At 62.8% G+C, this 21401-nt stretch carries 11 protein-coding genes; 3 read left to right on the plus strand and 8 right to left on the minus strand.

Going from position 1 to position 21401, the window contains the following annotated elements; translation table 11 throughout:
* Positions 1-89 precede the first annotated feature (89 nt).
* Positions 90-8573: a glycoside hydrolase family 94 protein gene (locus M1E10_RS07385; RefSeq protein WP_499175718.1), complete on the minus strand. Its 8484-nt coding sequence runs from the start codon at positions 8571-8573 to the stop codon at positions 90-92.
* Between the two features lie 320 nt (positions 8574-8893).
* Here M1E10_RS07385 and M1E10_RS07390 point away from each other — a divergent pair, with 320 nt between their 5' ends.
* A complete protein-coding gene (locus tag M1E10_RS07390; protein WP_499175719.1) occupies positions 8894-10057 on the plus strand; it encodes a M20 aminoacylase family protein in 1164 nt (387 codons plus the stop codon).
* Positions 10058-10066: 9 nt separating this feature from the next.
* Here the strand turns inward: M1E10_RS07390 and M1E10_RS07395 are convergent, their stop codons facing one another.
* The 7 genes from M1E10_RS07395 to M1E10_RS07425 form a co-directional block, all read right to left on the minus strand.
* A complete protein-coding gene (locus M1E10_RS07395) occupies positions 10067-10210 on the minus strand; it encodes a hypothetical protein (RefSeq protein WP_499175720.1) in 144 nt (47 codons plus the stop codon).
* Positions 10211-10352: 142 nt separating this feature from the next.
* A complete protein-coding gene (locus tag M1E10_RS07400) occupies positions 10353-11324 on the minus strand; it encodes a threonine ammonia-lyase (protein ID WP_499175721.1) in 972 nt (323 codons plus the stop codon).
* Between the two features lie 38 nt (positions 11325-11362).
* Positions 11363-12796, minus strand: coding sequence for an aldehyde dehydrogenase family protein (locus M1E10_RS07405; protein ID WP_499175722.1), 1434 nt, complete (start codon positions 12794-12796; stop codon positions 11363-11365).
* A gap of 69 nt (positions 12797-12865) precedes the next feature.
* Positions 12866-13705: an endonuclease/exonuclease/phosphatase family protein gene (locus M1E10_RS07410; RefSeq protein ID WP_499175723.1), complete on the minus strand. Its 840-nt coding sequence runs from the start codon at positions 13703-13705 to the stop codon at positions 12866-12868.
* Between the two features lie 60 nt (positions 13706-13765).
* The gene (gene cls / locus M1E10_RS07415) at positions 13766-15223 is read right to left on the minus strand and encodes a phospholipase D-like domain-containing protein (RefSeq protein ID WP_499175724.1); all 1458 of its coding nucleotides are present in this window, start codon (positions 15221-15223) and stop codon (positions 13766-13768) included.
* 76 nt (positions 15224-15299) lie between these two features.
* Complete coding sequence (locus tag M1E10_RS07420) at positions 15300-16658, minus strand: aspartate aminotransferase family protein (RefSeq protein ID WP_499175725.1); 1359 nt, start codon at positions 16656-16658, stop codon at positions 15300-15302.
* A gap of 89 nt (positions 16659-16747) precedes the next feature.
* Positions 16748-18181, minus strand: coding sequence for a M20 family metallopeptidase (locus M1E10_RS07425; protein WP_499175726.1), 1434 nt, complete (start codon positions 18179-18181; stop codon positions 16748-16750).
* Positions 18182-18646: 465 nt separating this feature from the next.
* Between M1E10_RS07425 and M1E10_RS07430 the strand changes: the two genes are divergently transcribed.
* Entirely contained in the window at positions 18647-20242 is a 1596-nt protein-coding gene (locus M1E10_RS07430; RefSeq protein WP_499175727.1) for an ABC transporter substrate-binding protein, read from the plus strand.
* A gap of 151 nt (positions 20243-20393) precedes the next feature.
* On the plus strand, positions 20394-21398 hold the full coding sequence (locus M1E10_RS07435; protein ID WP_499175728.1) for an ABC transporter permease: 1005 nt from the start codon (positions 20394-20396) through the stop codon (positions 21396-21398).
* The last annotated feature ends 3 nt before the right edge of the window (positions 21399-21401 follow it).

The following is a 21401-nucleotide window of genomic DNA, read 5'->3' on the forward strand; positions in this document are numbered from 1 at the left end:
TGTAGGCTGGAAACGAAAGAAGGCCCGCCAGATCCGGCGGGCCTTCTTTGTTTCTCGGTGTTCGATACCAACGCACGCCTGGAACAGGCTCAGGTCGTCTCCACCGTAGTCGAGCGCAGCGGTGCACCCACCTCGATGTCGATGCTTTGACCGTTCACGCTGACCAGCGCCTCGCCTGTCTCGGACCTCTTGACGACGATCCGGTAGACCTCGCCCGCGATCGTCAGCTCGGCGGAGAAGCCGTCCCACTCGGACGGAAGCACCGGGCGCACCAGAAGGCGGTCGCCCTCCCGGCGAATGCCGAGAATGCCCTCGACGGCAGCCCGGTAGAGCCATCCAGCCGAGCCGGTATACCAGGTCCAGCCGCCGCGTCCTTCCAGGGTTCCAGTCCCATAGACATCGGCAGCCACCACATAGGGCTCCACCCGGTAAAGCTCGGCCGCTTCGCGATCGCGCGTGTGGTTGATCGGGTTGAGGAGGTTGAAGCAGCGCCACGCCTCGTCAGCACGGCCCAGACGCGCCAGCGCCATCACCACCCAGGTGGCGGCATGGGTGTATTGGCCGCCGTTCTCGCGAACGCCGGGCGGATAGGCCTTGATGTAGCCCGGGTCCACGGGCGCATGTGCAAACGGCGGCGTAAAGAGCCGGATGATCTCGGAATCATCATCCACAAGCTCGGACAGCACCGCATCCATGGCCTGGTTTGCCCGATCCGTCGCACCGACGCCGGAGAGGACGCTCCAGGACTGCGACAGCGAATCGATGCGGCATTCTGAACTTTCGCTGGAGCCCAGCGGGGAGCCGTCGTCGAAGTAGCCGCGGCGGTAGTAGGAACCGTCCCAGCCGGCAGTTTCGAGCGCCTCCTTGAGCCGCGCGGCATGGGCCGACCAACGGTCCACGCGCGCCTGATCACCCTGCCGGATGGCATAGGCGGCGAAATCGCGAAGCGTTCCCGCCAGGAACCAGCCCAGCCAGACGCTCGATCCGCGGCCGCCGATGCCGACGCGGTTCATGCCGTCGTTCCAGTCGCCGCCCAGGATCAACGGCAAGCCGTGCTCGCCGGTCCGCTCAATGGCAAGATCAAGGGCGCGCGCGGCGTGCTCGTAGAGACTGGCAGTCTCGCTGGAGACCTGCGGCTCGAAGAAGGAATCGTGCTGCTTCGGCTCCAGCTGAGGCCCGGTGATGAACGGCAGCTGTTCGTCCAGGAGGGCCTGGTCGCCCGTGGCCTGGATATACTGATGGGCGGCATGCGCGAGCCAGACGACGTCGTCCGAGATCAGCGTCCGCACCCCCGCGCCGGTCTCCGGCAGCCACCAATGCTGCACATCCCCTTCCGGGAACTGCCGCGCGGCCGCCCGCAGGATCTGGCCTCGCGCGAGGCCCGGTTCCTGCGGCAGGAACGCCAGCGTGTCCTGCAGCTGATCGCGGAAGCCGTAGGCGCCGCTCGCCTGATAGAAGCCGCTCCGGGCGGTGATCCGGCACGCCAGCGCCTGATAGGGCAGCCAGTGATTGACCAGATGGTTGAGGCCCTTGTCCGGCGTTAAGACCGTCAGCCTGCCGGTGAGATCCCGCCAATAGGTCTGTGTGGTTTCAAGGATGGTCCGGGCATCGTCCGCCTTCAAAGCGCGAATGAGAGCCGTTGCCTCTTCGCGGGTCTCTGCATCACCGAGGAAGAAGGTGACCACTTTCTGTTCGCCGGGTGCCAGCTCGATGTCGCAGGTGATGGCTGCGCAAGGATCGCCATCCAGCCCTGCCGTCCCCGACAGGGACGCCGCACCGGCAACCGCTGCCGGTGAGGCGATCGAGCCGAAACGGCCGATGAAGTCACGCCGGCTCGCGGTGAAGCTCGATACTGCTTCGTTGGATGCAAGGAAGGCGAAACGGCCCGTGCTGAAGCGGTTGGTGGCCAGCACGGCTCCGCTCTCCTCGTCCTGGCTGGTCATGATGTAGGGCAGCGACCGACCAGAATTGTCCCCGAGCAGCCATTCGGCATAGCCGTAGAGTCGCAACCGCCGCGTCTCGGCACCGTCGTTGCGGATCGTCAGTGACGACAACTTAGCAGCGCGATGGCGATCGACCGTCTGCGTCAGGGTGATGGCCAGATCAATGTCCTTCGTCGCAAACGTCGAGTACCCCAGTCCATGGCGCGCTTCGAACAGCACCTCCGGGCGCGCAGAAAGCGCCGCAAAGGGGGTGGCGACATCGCCATTGACCTGATCGGCAATATAGAAGCCTTCCACCGGGCGGTTGATCACCGGATCATTGCCCCACGGGGTCAACTGGTAGTCGCGGGAGTTCTGCGCCCAGGTAAAGCCACCGCCTTCGGCCGAGACATGAAAGCCGAAACGATCATTTGCGACGACATTGATCCAGGGCTGGGGTGTCGACTGGCCACCGCGCAGGCGGATGACATATTCGGCACCGTCCTTGTCGAACCCGCCATAGCCGTTCCAGAAGTCGAGGCCCGAGCCATCGACGTCAGCGGCAGGCGGGAGACTATCGCCCGCTGGTAGCGGTCGCTGATAGGCTTGTGCATCGAGCGGCGCTGCAAACAGCGTCACAGACCGGTTGATCTGGTCGATCAGCTTGCCGTTCCGGGCATGGAGGACGACGCGAGCGGCCGAGATGATGGCATCGAACGTTGCGTCGTCCATGACGTCACGGCGAAGCGCGAAGACATGCGGCCGGCCCGACTCGGCCTGACCGGAGCGGCGCAGCTTCTCGCATAGGCCTTCGAGCGTATGCTGCATTTCCTGGGCATAGGACGCGGCGCGCTCGTTGATGATGACGAGATCGGCGGTAACGCCGCGCGAGCGGAGATATTCCTGCGCACTCAGCGCTTCGCGCGCCACGCTCAGGTCCATCTCGTCATTGATCCGCAGCACGAAAATCGGGAAATCGCCGGAGATTGCCATCGGCCAGAGTGCCGATTGCGGCTGCAGCCCGGCCATCAGGGTTTCCTGGTCCGAGCGCAGGTGCATGTCCGGATAGACCAGATAACGGGCGAGATGCTGGAATGCCGCCGCCTGCTGCGAGGTGATGCCGAGGTGTCGCATCTGCACCTGCGTCCGCGTCCAGGCCTGCACCAGTTCATGCGCAAAGGCGTCGGGATGCCGGTAGCGTTCCACCGCCTGATCCAGTTCGTCACGCTTCGGCGCGGCAATCGTCCAGAAGATCACGCTGACCTTCTTCCCGGCCGGGATCCGCACCACCCGCCGCAAGGCCATGATGGGATCGAGGGTGAAGCCGTCGGTGCCAGAAAGGCTTGCATCCGCATCGAAGGCAGCGGCATCCGGCAGGCTGCGACCGCGACCGAGGAACTTGCGCCTGTCCGTCTCGAATTCGGTCGGACGCGCGGAGCCGGCGTTATCGGCGGCGAGATGCGCCACCATCATGTCCGGATCGTTCGGATTGCGCTTGTTCCTCCAGGCGCGGATCACATCCCCGCGCCGGCCGATCTCGGTGCGCACGAACATGCGCGAGAACAGTGGATGGGCATTGTCGTCCTGCTCCAGAGCCAGCACCGGCTCCAGATAGGAGGTGATTTCCACGAAGCGGTCTTCGCTACCCATGTTGAGTAGCGTCACGCGCCGGCCCTCGGCGTCGTATTCGGTCGCGACGATGCATTCGACGACACTCGTCAGATCGTCCACGGTCTTGTGGAACTCGACCTTGTCGTCACCGAACAGCGTTCTCGCAACCTCGCCCGGCGCCCGGCGCGGCTCTGCGGTTGCCGACCACCAGTTGCCACTGGCCGTATCCCGCAGGAAGATATACTGGCCCCAGCGATCTTCCGTCGGATCCGGCTTCCAGCGCGCCACCACCTGGCCATTCCATCGGGAATAGCCGGCGCCCGTTGCCGTCAGCATGACCGAATAATGGCCGTTCGACAGGAGGGCGATCTCGCGATCCCGGTAGGCCGGATTGTCGATCGAACGCACTTCGGAGCGCAGCAGCTCCGCCTGCCCCCTGCCCGGCGTCTCTTCGTATTTGGCGCTGATGACGGGTACATCACGCGGCGCCTTCTCCTGCAGCAGAAGCTCGGCGGCCTCGATCACCGGGTCGGCGTGGAAGAGTTCGCGCAGGTAACCGTTGAAGACCACATTGGCGACGGCGGCAATCGACATGCCGTGGTGGTGGGCATAGTAGTTGTAGACGATAGCGCACCGCGACCCGGCAGGGACGCGTGTCGGGGTGAAGTCGACCGCATCGTGAAAGCCATAGCGCCCAAGCGCGCCCAGCGCCTCCAGGGCATGCAGGTTGTCGATCGCCGCCAGCGGATCATACTGACTTGCGAGAATCGAAGCATAGGGCGCTATGACGGCGTTCTGGCCAAGGCCACGCTTCAGACCGAGGGTGGGCACGCCGAAATTCGTATACTGGTAGTTCAGGAGATGGTCGCGGGCGTTGAAGGCGGCCTCCGAGATCCCCCAGGGCGTCCCGAGCCGGCGCCCGTGCGCGATCTGCTCCTTGACTACCAGATTGTTCGTCTGATTGAGAATCCCGCCCTGTCTCTCCTGCATGACGAGCGGCGGCATCAGGTATTCAAACATCGACCCGGACCAGGAGACCAGCGCGCCCTGCGCACCGATCGGCACCACCTGGCGGCCGAGCCGATACCAGTGCTCGTTCGGAAGGTCCCCTTTGGCGATCGCAAAGAGGCTGGTGAGGCGGCATTCGGAAGCGAGCAGGTCGTAGCACGCTTCGTCCAGCTCGTTGCTGTCCACCCGGTAGCCGATCGACAGTAGCCGACGGTCCTTCCGGAACAGGAAGGTGAAATCCATAGAGAAGGCGATGTCGCGCGCGCGATCGCCCAGCGCGATCAGCCGCTTGCGCAGCGGCTCAATGTTGGAATGGTCGAAGACGCTGTCGGAGATGTGCGCCTCGCACACATCGATCAGTTTGCCTGCCCAATAGGTCAGCTCTTCGCTGAGCCCGGACTTGGTTTCATAGTGGAGGTTGAGGGAAAGCTTGTGGATATCTCGCGCCAGAACCGCAAGGTTGATGATGCGGATCGAGGCGAACTCATGCTCGCGCTTCACCGCTGCCAGCGCGTTGCCGAAGCCATCGATCCGCTCGACCAGACGACGGCGTAGTGGCCGCACTGTTTTGCGGTCATCCGGCAAGGCTTCCATGCTCTCCGACAGGATGCCGACTACGTCGCCAACACCGTCCAGGCTCGCCTGCAGATGCGCCGACGGCGCTTCCGCCCAGGCGCGGCAGGCGGACGAGATCGCAATCAGGTGGCCGGCCAGATTGCCGCTGTCGACCGCCGAGACATAACGCAGCCCAAGCGGCGCCAGGCTGTCGGTGTGATACCAGTTCAGGAGATGACCGCGGTATTTCTCCATCCTGTCAACCGTTGCCACGGTCTGCTCCAGACGCTCGATGGTGTCGGCAAAGCTGATCCAGCCGAACTGGCGAGCCGATACCGTCGAGAGCAGGTAGACGCCGATGTTGGTGGGCGAGGTGCGCCTCGCCACAACTGGCTCCGGCTGTTCCTGGAAATTGTCCGGCGGCAGATGGTTGTCCTCCGGCGTCACGAAGGTATCGAAATAGCGCCAGGTACGGCGGGAGATCTTTCGAAGCTCGACCGCCACATCGTCAGGGACAAAAAGCCTGTCTTCCGTCTCTGCGGACTGACTGACATACCAGGCCACCAGCGGCGACGCGATCCAGAGAAGCGCGAACGGCAGTCCGACGAGAAACGCGTTGTCCCCCGGGATCGATGCGAAGATCAGGCTGAAGATCGCGATCGCCGGCGCGTGCCACATCTGCCTGTAGTAGTCGACGGCGCTCCCTTGCGCGCTGGACTGGATGCTGGCCGCGGTCTTCCACTCCAACATCAGCTTGCGGCTGACGAAGAGGCGGTAGATCGAGCGCGCGATGGCGTCCGTCATCAGGCAGGCCATGTCGGCGATGAAGACGATCCGCAAGGCGACCTGCGCATTGGCGGACTGGATTTCCGACCAGAGCGAATAGAAATGGGCACGCGGAACAATGTCGGTGCTGCGCGGCAGGATGCCGGTGATCAGCGACAAGGTCGGTGCGACGAACAGCAGGAAGATCAGGAAGATCTGCCAGACCAGGGCACCGAGCGGCTCGAAGAAGTACCAGCCGAGCACGGAGGCAAAGAACCAGGCGACCGGCGTCAGCGACCGGCGCAGGTTGTCGATCATCTTCCAGCGCCCAAGCGCTGTGACGCCCCGCGCCGGGTCGATGATATAGGGCAGAAGCTGCCAGTCCCCGCGCGCCCAGCGATGCTGGCGCGACACCTCGACCTCGTAGCGGGTCGGAAAATCCTCGACGAGTTCGACATCCGTGACAAGGCCGCAGCGAGCAAACGAGCCTTCGAGCAGATCGTGGCTGAGAACCGAGTTTTCGTCGATGCGGCCCTTGATCGACCGTTCGAAGGCATCGACGTGGTAGAGGCCCTTGCCGGTGAAGCTCCCCTCGCCGGTCAGGTCCTGATAGACATCCGAAACGGTGAAGACGTAAGGGTCGAGGCCGCGGCCCACCGAGAAGACTCTCTGAAAGACCGAGGCATCCTTACCGGTGGTGAGCGATGGCGTCACGCGCGGCTGAAGGATTCCGTAGCCCTCGATGACCCGGCCCGACACCGGATCGTGGACCGGACGGTTGATCGGATGATGCAGCTTGCCGACGAGCTTGGTCACCGCATCGCGCATCAGGCGGGTGTCGGCGTCGAGCGTCATCACGTACTGGACGCCGTCGGGGACTGCGTTTGCGCCGGGCAGGTAGCTTGTGTCCTGGTCGCCACGCAGCAACAGGTTCAGCTCATGCAGCTTGCCGCGCTTGCGTTCCCAGCCCATCCAGACGCCTTCGCCCGGGTTGAACTGCCGCCGCCGGTGCAGAAGGTAGAAGCGCTGCTTGCCGTCGAACGCATACTTCGCACTGAGCGCGGCAACCTCGGCCTTGGCGTAGTCCAGGACTTCCAGATCCGCGGCAGTTTCCTCCGCCGTGCTGTCCTTCCAGTCGCTGAGAAGCGCGAAATAGATTTGGCCGCGGGGATTGGCGAGGTAGTGGACCTCGATATTGCGAATGAGCTCGTCGACGACGTCGCGGCTGGTGATCATGCAGGGCACGACCAGCAGCGTTCGCGCTTCTTCCGGAATGCCGTCCTTGAATTCGTAGCCCACAAACCGTGCCGGTTTGACGAAATAGGTGACCAGGGTGTTGAACAGCCCGGTTGCTCCTTCCGAGGCAGGCAGAGCAAACAGAAAGAGGAAGAGGACGAGGACGGCCCCCGACATTCCGGCATTGGCAAGGAACCAGCCAACGACGGCCATGGCGAGCAGGGTAAGCAGGATGACGGGCGCCGCAATCGCAACCCAGTGGAGCCGCCGCACCTGCCGGATGCTGCGCTGCAGGAACGGCGGCCTGTAGCCGACCTCCGCTTCCAGCTCCTTCCGCCGACGTCCGACGAGAAAGGCACCGATATTCTGTTCGCCGGAGGCCTGCTCCTCCGCGGGCTCCTGCTCGGCAAGCTCGATTGCGCGCCGCGCGACCTCTATCTCCGTTCCGGGCGAGCGGCGGGCAAGCTGCTCGATGCGGTTGCGGTAGCTGTTGCGCGAGCCGAAATCGAGATTGGAATAGTCCGATCGTTCCCGGAAAATCCGGTCGACATGCGAGACATCCTCGAACCAGACGCTCCACTCAGTGTCGTCGATCTCTCTCAGGCTCTTGATGATATTGCCCATGGTGACGTTGCCGGAGGCAAGGCGGCTGTGCTCCGCCATCATCACGTCCTCGGCGTCCGTCCCAGCCTTCTGAAGCCGCTCCTCAAGCCACGACACGGCAAAATTGGAGGACTGCGAGGCGTTCCGCAGCCGGTAGAAGAACTGCGTCACGAAGGTGTGGTCCTGCGTAAGCGGCTCGATGCCGTTCAGGATCCCGGCACTGGCGGCTTCGTCGTTGAGCCGGATGATGGTGTCTGCAACATCGTTGGCCTTGACCCGCATTCGCCTCGAGCGATCCACGCGCACGGCGATACGGCGAAGGTTTTCGATCAGGACGAAGCGAAGGATCGAAGGAAGCGCCCAAAGCTCACCGATCTCCAACGGGTTTGTTTCCTGGAAACCCTCCACCATGGCGGCAAGCGATTCCTTGGAGATGGTGCTGTGCGTGTGCGCGACATAGAGCCAGGCAAGCGCCATCACCCGCGGCATCTGCTGCCCGTCTACCTTGACCCGCGGCAGCTGCTTGTAGAAGCGCCGCGGGAAGTCGCGACGAACCTCCTGGATCGCTTCTTCGACGACGTAGTGGTTGTCCAGAAGCCACTCCGCCGCTGGCGTGATGGCGGCGCCTGCGTCCACGTCAGCCGCAATGGACCGGTAGACCCGCAGGATCTCCTTGTCGTTGGAGCGATGCCGCGCGAAGAACTCGAACTCCGAAAACTCCGGCAGGTTCTGCAGCCCGTCGCGGCCGAAACTCCGTCCCAGCTCCCGCAGTTCGTCATTGGCCAGATAGCTCGCCCGGATCGAGTCATTGTGGTCGATCTGCTTGGCGTCTGGATCACGAGGCGAGGCGGATGGGGTGCTGTGAAAGGACATGGGTTCGGCTTCTGACTTAGACTGACGTCGAGACTGGCTTAAGTGGTCTTCTGAGGAAAAGCCATTGATCCTTACGCTGATTTAGACGGGCAAAGGGCGGCGAAGCCTTGGTAGATACGGAAGTAGAGGAGGAAGCTGATTTTACAAACAAAACGGACGCCTAAGACGAGAACGGACGATGCCATTATTGCGCATAATTGCTTGAGCCTGAATAACAGCTGAACAATCTGGTAAACGGCGAGCGGCAAGCAGGGGCTTACGACACCTTGTCATGCTTGCTATCGCTGCAAAAAAACATCCTCCACGATCAAGGCGAAGGCATGAGCACTCCCATCTCCAACGACATCCCGGACCTGGTCGCGATCAGGCGTTACCTGCACCAGCACCCGGAACTTGGGCTGTCCGAGTTCAGGACGTCGGATTTCATTGCCGAAAAGCTGGAGGCCATGGGCTACCAGGTGACCCGGGGCCTGGCGACGACCGGGCTCGTGGCGACGCTGCGAAACGGCACCGGTCACCGCTCCATCGGCATTCGGGCGGACATCGACGCCCTGCCGATCCTGGAGGAAACCGGGGCGCCATATGCCAGCCAGACGCCGGGCTTGATGCACGCCTGTGGCCACGACGGCCATACGACGATGCTGCTGGGAGCAGCGAAACGCATCGCCGAGCGCAGGAACTTCGACGGCACGGTCCACCTGATCTTCCAGCCCGCAGAAGAAAACTTCGGCGGCGCCAGACTGATGATCGAGGACGGGCTGTTCGACCGGTTTCCCTGTGATGCGGTTTTTGCGCTTCATAACGATCCCGGGCTGCCTCTCGGCGAGATTTATGTACGTAGCGGGCCGGTGCTGGCGGCCGTGGACGAATGCCGTATCGTCGTCAATGGACGCGGCGGCCATGGCGCCGAACCTCAGGACACGGCAGATCCCATCGTGGCCGGCGCCAGCATCATCATGGCGCTGCAGACGATCGTATCGCGCAACCTTCATCCGATCGATTCAGCTGTGGTCACGGTGGGCGCCTTTCACGCTGGTCAGGCCAGCAACGTCATCCCGCAGCGGGCAAAGATGCTGCTCACCATCCGCTCCTTCGATCCCGAGGTCCGAAACCGCCTGGAAGAACGCATCCGCGCCGTGGCGGAGGGACAGGCCGCGAGCTACGGCATGACCGTCAGTATCGACTACGAGCGGGGCTATGAGCCGACCATCAATCACGCGGCTGAGACGGACTTCGTCCGGGAGGTGGCCGGACGGGTCGTTGGCCCGTCGAACGTCCACGAGTTCCCGCGCCCGAGCATGGGGAGCGAGGACTTTGCCTATATGCTGGCGGCAAGGCCGGGCAGCTATTTCTTCCTCGGAACACGACGCACGGCAGACGACCCGCCGCTCCACCACCCGCGCTTCGACTTCAATGACGACGCGCTCCCAATCGGCACAGCCCTGTGGGTGGAGATCGCAGAGTCCTGGCTGAAACCGTCATAGGTTGGGGATTCAGCCGAGAAGACCGAAGGTGACGGCAATGACGAAGACGAAGGCGATCGTGACAAGCGACGTGTTGACCAGACCGCTCCAGCGGCTGTTGCTGCCGGTCTGACGCGTGAGGGACGCCCGCTGCTCGTATGGGTTCGACTGCATCATTTCCTCCTGAGACTGACACCGACAGGAGAGAATATAGGTTATCTCTACCGCATTGGTAGAGATAACCATTCCAATGACCTCTCCGGCAAGGAAAATCTTACCAAAGAATTAACAGGGCCGGCGACAGACACCCCAGGCGCTATGCGAAGCAGTCCATCGCCGACTTGAAGACGTCTGGATCGATGTTCCCGCCGGACGCAACGGCAATGACGGTGTCGCCCAGCGTCTCGCCATGAAAAAGGGCCGCAGCCAGGGCCACCGCACCGCCAGGCTCCACCACGATCTTCAGCCGATTGAAAGCGAGCACGACAGCGTGCAACGCCTCGTCGTCGTTAACGGCGATGCCTGGACCGCAGAGACGCGACAGGATCGGGAACGTCAGATTGCCGGGCTGCGGCGTGACAATGGCATCGCAGAGCGATCCCGACTGGCTGGCATTGCGCTCGATCCTGCCGGATGCGAGCGAGCGGGCAACGTCGTCGAAGCCGGCAGGCTCGCAGGGGCGTACCCGCAACTGCGGCGCCTTCGCCTCCAGCGCCAGCGCGATACCGGATGCGAACCCTCCGCCGCCGGTCGGGATCAGTACCTCTGCCGTTTGAATGCCCTCCTCCTCCGCCTGCTCGGCGATTTCAAGCCCGGCCGTCCCTTGGCCGGCAATGACCTGCGGATCGTCGAAGGGACGAATGAGTGTCAGTCCCCGCGCCTGCGACAGCTCGGCGCCGATGGCGTCGCGGTCCTCAGTCGCGCGGTCGTAGAGCACAACTTCGGCGCCGAAGGCCCGAGTGTTTGCGATCTTGATCTGAGGTGCGTCGGACGGCATCACGATGACGCTTGAAATTCCGTGGAGTTTCGCGGCAAGCGCGATGCCCTGCGCATGGTTCCCGGAGGAGAAGGCGAGCACGCCCTTGGCGCGCACCTCCGGCGAAAGCGCCGAGATGGCCGACCAGGCGCCGCGGAACTTGAACGAGCCCGTATGCTGGAGGCACTCGGGCTTGACGAACACCCGCCGTCCGGCGATCTCGTCGAGAAAGGGGGAGGACAGTAGGGGCGTGCGCCGCACCCGACCGGCAAGGCGGTCGCGTGCGGCTTCGATCATGTGTATGTCGGTCATGGGCAATCCTGGAGAGGCGCCGAAGACCGACGCAACGATCAGGGCAGCGTATAGGCAGTCTTCACGACAGTGAAGAACTCGGCTGCATATTTCCCCTGCTCGCGCGATCCGAAGGACGACGCCTTGCGACCGCCGAACGGCACGTGGAAATCGACGCCGGCCGTCGGCAGGTTGACCATGACCATGCCGGCTTCGGAATTGCGCTTGAAGTGGGACGCATACTTCAGGCTGGTGGTGGCGATCCCGGCAGAAAGGCCGAACGGCGTGTCGTTGGCGACGGCCAGTGCCTCGTCGTAGTCCTTCACCCGAATGACGCTGGCGACCGGTCCGAAGATTTCCTCGCGGGAAATCCGCATCTGGTTTGTCGCTTCCGTAAAGAGGGTCGGCTGCAGGTAGAAGCCGGGCGTGTCCCGCTCGATCCGCTCGCCGCCGAAGGCAAGCTTGGCGCCTTCCTGCTGGCCGAGCGCGATATAGTCCATGTCCTGCTTGAGCTGCTTCTCGTCCACGACAGGGCCGATGTGCGTGCCCTGCTTCAGGGCGTTGTCGACGTTGAGCCCCTTTAGCTTCTCCGTCAGCGCGGCCACGAACTTGTCGTGGATGCCTTCCGTCACGATGATGCGCGAGGAGGCCGTGCAACGCTGGCCGGTGGAGAAGAAGCCGGAATTGGCGGAAGCCTCGACGGCGACATTGAGATCCGCGTCATCGAGAACGACCATCGGGTTCTTGCCGCCCATCTCCAGCTGGAACTTGCGGTTATGCTCGATGGAGGAGAGCGCCACGCGCTTGCCCGTACCGGTGGAACCGGTGAAGGTGATGCCGGCTAGATCGGGGCTGTCGAGCATAGCCTGTCCGACGACCGAGCCGCGGCCCATGACGAGGTTCAGAACGCCCTTCGGCAGGCCTGCGCGGTGCAGGATGTCGACGATAGCCCAGGCGCAGCCGGGAACGAGATCTGCCGGCTTGAAGACGACGGTGTTGCCATAGCAAAGGGCAGGCGCGATCTTCCACGCAGGAATGGCGATCGGGAAGTTCCAGGGTGTGATGACGCCGATGACGCCGAGCGGCTCGCGGGTGATTTCCACGCCGATACCGGGCCGTGCCGAGGGTACCATTTCGCCGGTCAGGCGAAGTGCTTCGCCGGCGAAGAAATCAAAGATCTGTGCGGCGCGAAGCGTCTCACCGATGGCCTCTGGAAGCGTCTTGCCTTCTTCGCGGGCCAACAGCTTGCCGAGCTCGTCCTTGCGCGCAACGATTTCGTCGGCGGCCTTCCTGAGTATCGTGTGGCGCTCCATGATGCCCGAGCGGGACCAGGCCGGGAAAGCAGCCTTTGCAGCCGCGATAGCCTGCTGGGCGTCGTCGGCCGTGCCCTGGGCATAGGAGCCCACGATGTCATTGGTGTCTGACGGGCTGATATTGTTGGAGGCTTCGCTGCCCACCCACTCTCCGGCAATCAGGTTCTGGTAGATGGTCATGGTCGTCTCCTCTTGTTTTTCGGTCGGCTGATGACTTACGACGTCAGGCCTTGGCGTTCAATAGTATGATTAAATGTTTTGATCGCGGTCGATCGCAGCGGTGATGGGCGCGAGGCGAATGCGCGCCTTGATGGGCAGGTGATCGGACGCCAGCCGGGCGAGTTGGGTATCGTGCGCCTCTACGGGGCCCAGGAGATCGCTCCGGTTGGCCATGATCCGGTCGAGCGCCAGGACCGGCAGTCTCGAGGGAAAGCTCGGCACCGCAGGCGGCAGGCCGAAGACCGATGTCAGTGTGTTCAGCGAAGACCGATCCCCCAGTCGCCACTCGTTGAGATCGCCGAGAAGAATTGTCGGCTGGTCGTCCCGCGCCCGAAGCAGATCGACGATCATCCGCGTCTGCTGGTGGCGCGATCGGTGCAGCAGGCCCAGGTGCGCCGCAATGACCCGCAAGACGCTGCCATCCTTCAGCTCGAGCTCCGTGACCAAAGCTCCCCGCGGCTCGAGCCCCGGTAGCTTCACCTGATGGACGTCGCGGACGAGCCCCTCGCGGAAGAAGACGACGTTGCCGTGCCAGCCATGCGCCTTTGAAAACCCTGCAATCGGCACCGGCAGAAGGCCGGTCTCCCGCTCTAGCCAATCGAGATCCAGGAGGCCCCTCCGCTCCCCGAAGCGGGTGTCGGCCTCCTGCAGTGCCAGCACATCGGCACCGATTTCACGGATGACCTGCTTTGTCCGATAAGGATCAAACTTGCCGTCCACGCCCACGCATTTGTGGACATTGTAGGACGCGATCAGCAGCCCGCCTGGCGCCTCGGATGGTGACACTCCCGATGCAACGGCGCTACGGTTCTTGCGCTCCCGGATGGAGGTGAGGATACTGGAAGAAAGGGTCTGGCGGCGCTTCTGCATGGGTCTGTCAGCTATCTCAACGCACGGTTCCAAAAGTTCTTCCACGAGGGGCGAGCCGAATCACAGATACGGCGACCCGAGCCAGAGTACGCGGTCGAGCAGACGTGAGGCAAAGGGGCGGTTTTGCAACCCCTCCAGGGTTACCTGGGTAGAGGAGGAAATGGCAAGATCCATCCTTCGTTCCAGCGCTTCAGCAAAAGACACGTCCAGTACCTCAAGATCCACTTCGAAATTCAGGCGCAGCGACCGAGGATCGAGGTTGGAGGAGCCGACGAAGGCCCATCGGCTGTCGATGGCCATCAGCTTGGAATGATTGAATGTCCCGGGCGCCCGCCAGATCCGGCAATAGTTCTTCAGGAGCTGGTCGAACTGCGCCGCCATCGCCCTGTCGACCAGCGTCAGATTGTTGGCCGCCGGTACGACGATGTCCACTTCCACGCCGCGTCGCGCTGCGGTGATGAGTGCCGTGATCAGCTCTCGGTCCGGCAGGAAATAGGGCGAGGTGATGCGGATGGAGGTGCGGGCGACTGAGAAAGCCCCCATCAGCATCTTGTGGTTGGTCTCGACGCTCCGGTCAGGACCGGAAGCAACCACTCGGATTGCGACGCCGGATCCGGGCTCGTTCTCCGGTGCGATGACCTGCCAGCCGCCGCTATGCAGATCCTCGCCGGTGGTAAACCGCCAGTCCGCGGCAGCGATGGCGAACAGATCGGCCACCACCGGTCCGGTCACGCGGAAATGCGTGTCGATGGCGCAGTCCGCGCCCAGGAACTCTCCGGAGAAGCCTTCGCGAATATTGATGCCGCCGGTGAACGCGACGCAACCGTCCAGGACAAGGATCTTGCGGTGCGTCCGGAGGTTGGCATACGGCAACCTCAGGCCCATGATGACATTGCCGTTGAAGACATCGACGGTGACGCCCCCGTCACGCAGCATGCCGAGCACGCTGGGAACCGAATAGCGGGCTCCGACGGCGTCGATGAGCACCCGCACCGTCACGCCCCGCTTGGCCGCCCCGATCAGGGCTTCCGCAAAGCGTCGCCCGATCCTGTCCCGGTCGAAGATGTAGGTTTCCAGCAGGATTGAGCGGCTAGCCCCTTCGATTGCCTTTAGCATGGCGCGATAGGCGTCGTCTCCGGTGGTCAGCATGGCGATGGCATTGCCGGTGGTGATGCCGTGCTCGGCCACCCGGTCGCCGAGCGTCTTCATCGCGGCATAGCGCTCCCCGAACCGCTCGATGATCAGTTCGGCGGTCGCATCATAGGTTTCGAAGTGATCGCGAACATGTTCGAGCGTGAAACGGCGGCTGCTGATCGCGCTTCGCCGCATCCGGTTGATGCCGGCGATGAAGTAGAGCGAGGCGCCGATCACCGGTGACAGGATGATGATGCCGACCCAGCCGATCGCGGAACGGACCTCCTCTTTCGTCATCGCCGCATGGATGGCGGCCGCCGCTCCGAAGATGAACGACAGCACGAAGAGGATATGGGCCCAGTATGGCTCAAGGAATGTCAGCATGACGCGGCAACATAGGCTTGAGATCCGCGATAGCAATCGGAAGCCAGACATTCACCTCCCGACCGGTTTTCTTCCATCAGGCGGACTCGAGCTGTGCCTGGAAGGCATCCAGCGACGCCTCGAAGGTGTCAAAGATCGTGCCTATCTGCTGCTCGTCGATGATCAGCGGCGGGCACAGCGCGATGCTGTCGCCGATCGCCCGGCCGATCACGCCCTTCTCCAGCATCAAGGCGGCAAACTTCGGCCCAAGCTGGCCGGCCGTAAAACCGTCCCGCGGCTTCAGCTCCAGTGCGCCGATGAGACCGACACCCCGGGCCTCGATGGCAAGCGGATGACCCTCGAGCGCCTTCAACCGCTTCAGGAACAAGGGACTCAACTCGCGTACATTGCCCACCAGATCGCGCTCCTCAATAATTGCGAGGTTTTCGAGCGCGACGGCCGCCGCAACCGGATGGCCGCTGGCGGTAACGCCATGCCCAAAGGTACCAATCTTCGCCGACTCGTCGGCAAGCGGTTCATAGACCTTCTCGTTGATGAGCAGCGCGGAGATTGGCTGGTAGGACGACGACAACTGCTTGGAGAGCGTCATGATGTCCGGCTGCAGGCCGAATGTCTGGGTACCGAACATCTCTCCGGTACGGCCGAAGCCGCAGATCACCTCGTCGGCGATGAGCAGGATGTCGTATTTGCGCAGCACCGCCTGGATTGCTTCCCAGTAACCGGCGGGAGGAACGATCACGCCGCCGGCGCCCATTACCGGCTCGCCGATGAAGGCGGCGACCGTCTCCGGCCCCTCGCGCAGGATGAGATCCTCGAGATCCTGGGCACAGCGGGCAACAAACGTCTCTTCCGTTTCACCCTCCTGCGCAAATACCCGGTAGTGCGGGCAGGTCGTGTGGAAGATGCCGGCGAGCGGCAGGTCGAAGGACCGATGGTTGTTCGGCAGCCCCGTCAGGCTGGCGCTGGCGATGGTGACGCCGTGATAGCCCTTGATGCGCGAGATGATCTTCTTCTTGTCCGGCTTTCCGAGCGCGTTCGACCGGTACCAGATCATCTTCAGGGCCGTGTCGTTGGCCTCCGATCCGGAATTGGTGAAATGGACCTTCGACATCGGCACCGGCGCCATCTGGATCAGCTTTTCGGCCAGATCCACCGAGGGCCCGTGGGTCCGGCCGGTGAAGGTGTGGTAATACGGCAGCTTCGACATCTGCCGGGTGGCTGCCTCGACGAGCCGCTTTTCTCCGAAGCCGACGGCGACGCTCCAGAGGCCCGACATCGCCTCTATGTACTGCTTGCCGTTGTTGTCGAAGACATGGATGCCTTCACCCCGTTCGATGACCAGCGCCCCGTCACGCTCGAGCGCACGCGCGTTCGTGTAGGAGTGCAACTGATAGGCCTGGTCGCGGGCCTCGACGGAATTGGGCTGTACGGTCACGGGCTGGTCTCCTTGCTGGATCGGCCGCCCACTCATAGACCGACGCGCGGCACGCGTCAGCCTCTGAAGGGAGCGGCATGGCTGTCGCGCTACTTAGCGGTCATCGCCGCGACGGGCGGTTCGGCGCCCTCGGGAATGGGACTTTGGTAGACCTGCCCCCTGTGGCGGCGCTTGAGGTCTGCCCAGGCTGCTTCGCGCAGGTCCGGGTTCTGCAGCGCGGCCATTCCGGTCGCCGCCATGACCTTGGCCGTTGCCACCATGCCCTTGTGCGCCAGCGGGCTCTGGCCCTGCGTGACCACTTGCCAGGTATGAAGCTGCGTGCCGATCGCAAGCGTCGGCCCATAGGCCTGGACCGTGGGGACGACCCAGCTGACATCGCCGACGTCCGTCGAACCGCCCATCTGTCGAACCTCGCTGTGCGGCGGCAGGATGAAGTCGGCGAGCGGCACATCCCTCTGCTCCAGCCGCTCCTGGTTCCAGCTGGCCGCAATATCCTGCGGGCTCAGCGTCGCGCGGATGTCCCGGGCAAAGGCCAGATCAGACTCATCATAAGCAGGCGGACCCAGGCTTTCCCAGATCCCCTGCATTGTGTCCATCAGCGGCGTGTTGACGACAAGGTTGGAGACGCCAGCAAGAATCGTGCTCTCGACGCTTGTCTCTGTCATCAGCGCGGCGCCCTCGGCGACCTTCTTCACCCGCTCGATCAAGGTTAGCAGGCCGGCCAGATCCGGCGAACGCACCACGTAGCGAACCTTCGCATAGCCTTGCACGACATTGGGCGAGATCCCGCCCGCATCGAGAATGGCGTAGTGGATCCGGCAATCGGACGGCATGTGCTCGCGCATGTAGTTGACGCCGACGCTCATCAGTTCGACCGCGTCCAGCGCACTTCGCCCGAGCTCCGGAACGGCCGCCGCATGGGAGGAGCGCCCAGTGAATTCGAAGTCGATGCGGCAGTTCGCCAGCGAGGTCTCCCGCTGCACGCCGGCGAAATTGCTGGGATGCCAGCTGATGGCGATGTCGACGTCGTCGAAGGCGCCGGATCGCACCATGAAGGCCTTGGCGGCACCGCCCTCTTCCGCGGGGCATCCGTAGTAGCGGACCCGGCCGGGGGTTCCCGTCTGCTCGAGCCATTCCTTGACGGCCGTTGCCGCCAGCAGCGAGGCCGACCCAAGCAGGTTATGGCCGCAGCCGTGACCGTTGGCGCCAGCAGTCAGGGGTTCGTGGCGTGTGGCGCCCGCCGTCTGACTGAGGCCGGCGAGGGCGTCATATTCACCGAGGAAGGCAATCACCGGTCCGTCTTGTCCAGCCTCGCCGATGATGGCCGTCGGGATGCCCGCGACACTGTCGGTGATGCGGAAGCCCTCGGCCTGCAACATCTCGCGATGGGCCGCCGCAGACTTCGTTTCCATGTAGCACGTTTCCGGTGTCTCCCAGACGCGGTCGCTGAGACGGATGAAATCCTCTTTTCGTGCCTCGACCACACCCCAGACCGGTGGCTGATTGGAAGTCACTGCTGCCATGAAACTCTGCCCTTTGCTGCAACGCACAGACCGCGACCGTAGCGCCATTCAGCGGTCGCCGCAAACCTTCGGTTCTGCGAAATGCGACATCTAGATGCTCGTCGCAGAGTCGTGCTTGTTCTCCTGTCCTGATCCGTCGGTGGCATCTCGACAAGTACGACTTATTCGCTATTCTCCGCCGCCGCTGCCTGCGCGCAATTTTCGCGGAAGCGTGTCCTTGCGACACAGTTTCTAGATTTCTCTGCGCAACTGAAGGATTTTCTTCTAAGGTAGGGCAGTCAGTTGGAACCCGGCGTGGGAAGAAAATCCCGGCGACGGACTCGATCAGGCGAAGTCGAAAGCCACCCGTGCAACGTTACGGTAGGCTGGCGCTGAGCCGAAGGACGACGTGCGTGCACAGAGCGCGTATCGATGTAGTAGCGGCGGGACCGGTAACATCCGGACCGCCTAACTGGGAGAAAGCCCGTGAAACACAAGTTCGCCATTGCCGCAGCGCTGCTGTCGGCAACCTTCTTCGCAAGCGGCGCAAGCGCCAAGACATTCGTCTATTGCTCGGAAGGCTCTCCGGAAGGATTCGACCCCGGTCTCTACACCGCCGGCACGACCTTCGACGCGTCCGCGCATCCGGTCTACAGCCGCCTGCTCGAATTCGAGCCGGGTACCACGAAGCCGGTTGCAGGTCTTGCCGAAAGCTGGACGGTCTCCGAGGACGGCACCGAGTACACTTTCAAGCTGCGCCCGGGCGTCAAGTTCCACACCACCGAGTTCTTCACGCCGAGCCGCGAGCTCAACGCGGATGACGTCGTGTTCTCCATCGACCGCCAGATCAACGCGGAAAACCCCTGGAACCAGTATGTTGCTGGTGCATCCTGGGAATATGCCGCCGGCATGGGCTTCCCGGAACTGATCAAGTCGATCGAAAAGGTCGACGACATGACGGTCAAGTTCGTGCTCAACCGTCCCGAAGCGCCATTCCTCGCCAACTTGGCAATGCCTTTCGCATCAATCATGTCCAAGGAATACGCCGACAAGCTGCAGGCCGACGGCACCATGGGACAGCTGAACCAGATGCCGCTCGGCACCGGTCCGTTCTCCTTCATCGCCTACCAGCAGGACGCGGTTATCCGTTATCAGAAGAACGCCGACTACTGGGGTGGCGCGCCGAAGATCGACGACTTGGTCTTCGCCATCACCACCGATGCCGCCGTTCGCTACCAGAAGCTGAAGGCCGGCGAATGCCACCTGATGCCTTACCCGAACGCGGCCGACGTCGAAACCATGCGGTCCGACGACACCCTGACGGTGATGGAACAGGAAGGCCTGAACGTCGCCTATCTCGCCTACAACACCACCCAGGCTCCGTTCGACAAGGTCGAGGTCCGCAAAGCGCTGAACAAGGCAATCAACAAGGAAGCCATCGTCGATGCGGTCTTCCAGGGCATGGCGACACCGGCCAAAAACCCGATCCCGCCGACCATGTGGTCCTACAACGACGCCGTTGAGGAAGATGCCTACGACCTCGACGCTGCTAAGAAGATGCTTCAGGATGCAGGCGTCGAGAACCTGTCCATGAAGGTCTGGGCAATGCCGGTCTCGCGTCCGTACATGCTCAACGCACGTCGCGCCGCCGAAATCATCCAGGACGACTTTGCAAAGATCGGCGTCAACGTCGAGATCGTATCCTACGAATGGGCCGAATACCTTGATCGCTCGAAGGCCAAGGATCGCGATGGCGCTGTCATGCTCGGCTGGACCGGCGACAACGGTGACCCGGACAACTTCCTCGACACGCTTCTCGGCTGCAACGCGGTCGGTGGCAACAACCGCGCCCAGTGGTGCAACGAGGAATTCGATGCGCTGGTGAAGAAAGCCAAGGTCACGTCCGACCAGGCGGAACGCACCCGGCTGTACGAAGAAGCTCAGGTTGTCTTCAAGCGCGAGGCTCCATGGGCAACCATCGACCACTCGCTGTCCATCGTTCCGATGCGCAAGGAAGTCACCGGCTTCGTTCAGAGCCCGCTGGGTGATTTCACGTTCGAAAACGTCGATATCGCCGAGTAATCGTGCCTAGTTGACGAATCTGCCGCGGGACGCGTTGCGTTTCCCGCGGCATTTGCTTTATGAGCGCCAGAAAAAATGAAGTGAAACCACTTCAAGCGCCACGAGCGGGGTCCAACACCTGCCGCGGCTCAAGGACAAAAGAAGGTTTCCTATGTTCGGCTTTCTCCTGCGGCGTTTCGCCGTCCTGATCCCGACCTTCATCGGGGTCTCCATCATTGCTTTCTCCTTCATCCGGCTTCTGCCGGGGGATCCCGTTGCGCTCCTTTCGGGTGAGCGGGTCATGTCTCCCGAGCGTCATGCCCAAATCAGCCAGCAACTCGGCATGGACCGGCCGTTAGTCGTCCAGTATTTCGACTACCTCGGTGGCGTGATGACGGGCGACTTCGGATCGTCGATCGTGTCGAAGACCCCGATCCTGGATCAGTTTCTGGCTCTATTCCCGGCAACCGTGGAATTGTCCGTCTGCGCCATCATCCTCGCGATCCTGATCGGCATTCCCGCCGGGATCATAGCGGCGATCAAACGCGGCTCGTTCTTCGACCAGTCCCTCATGGGGATTGCCCTGGTCGGATATTCCATGCCGATCTTCTGGTGGGGTCTGCTGCTGATCATCCTGTTCTCCGGCATCCTTCAATGGACGCCGGTTTCCGGCCGCATCTCGCTTCTCTTCTACTTCCCGCCCGTGACTGGCTTCATGCTGATCGACTCGCTGCTGTCCGGGCAGAAGGGTGCCTTCACCTCGGCGCTGAGCCATCTCGCGCTGCCCTCGATCGTATTGGCGACCATTCCGCTTGCGGTGATTGCACGCCAGACGCGGTCGGCGATGCTGGAAGTTCTGTCTGAGGACTACGTTCGGACGGCACGTGCCAAGGGCCTCTCGCCCTTCCGCGTCGTCGGCATCCACGCGTTGCGCAACGCGATGATCCCGGTCATCACGACCATCGGCCTGCAGATCGGCGTGATGCTGGCCGGCGCCATTCTGACGGAGACGATCTTCTCCTGGCCGGGCATCGGCAAATGGATGGTCGATAGCGTCTTCCGGCGCGACTACCCTGTCATCCAGGGCGGACTGCTGCTGATCGCCGCGATCATCATGTTCGTCAACCTCATCGTTGATCTGCTCTACGGCCTGATCAACCCGCGTATCCGGCACTAGGAG

It is taken from the genome of Rhizobium sp. PK7-22 (assembly GCF_056530405.1).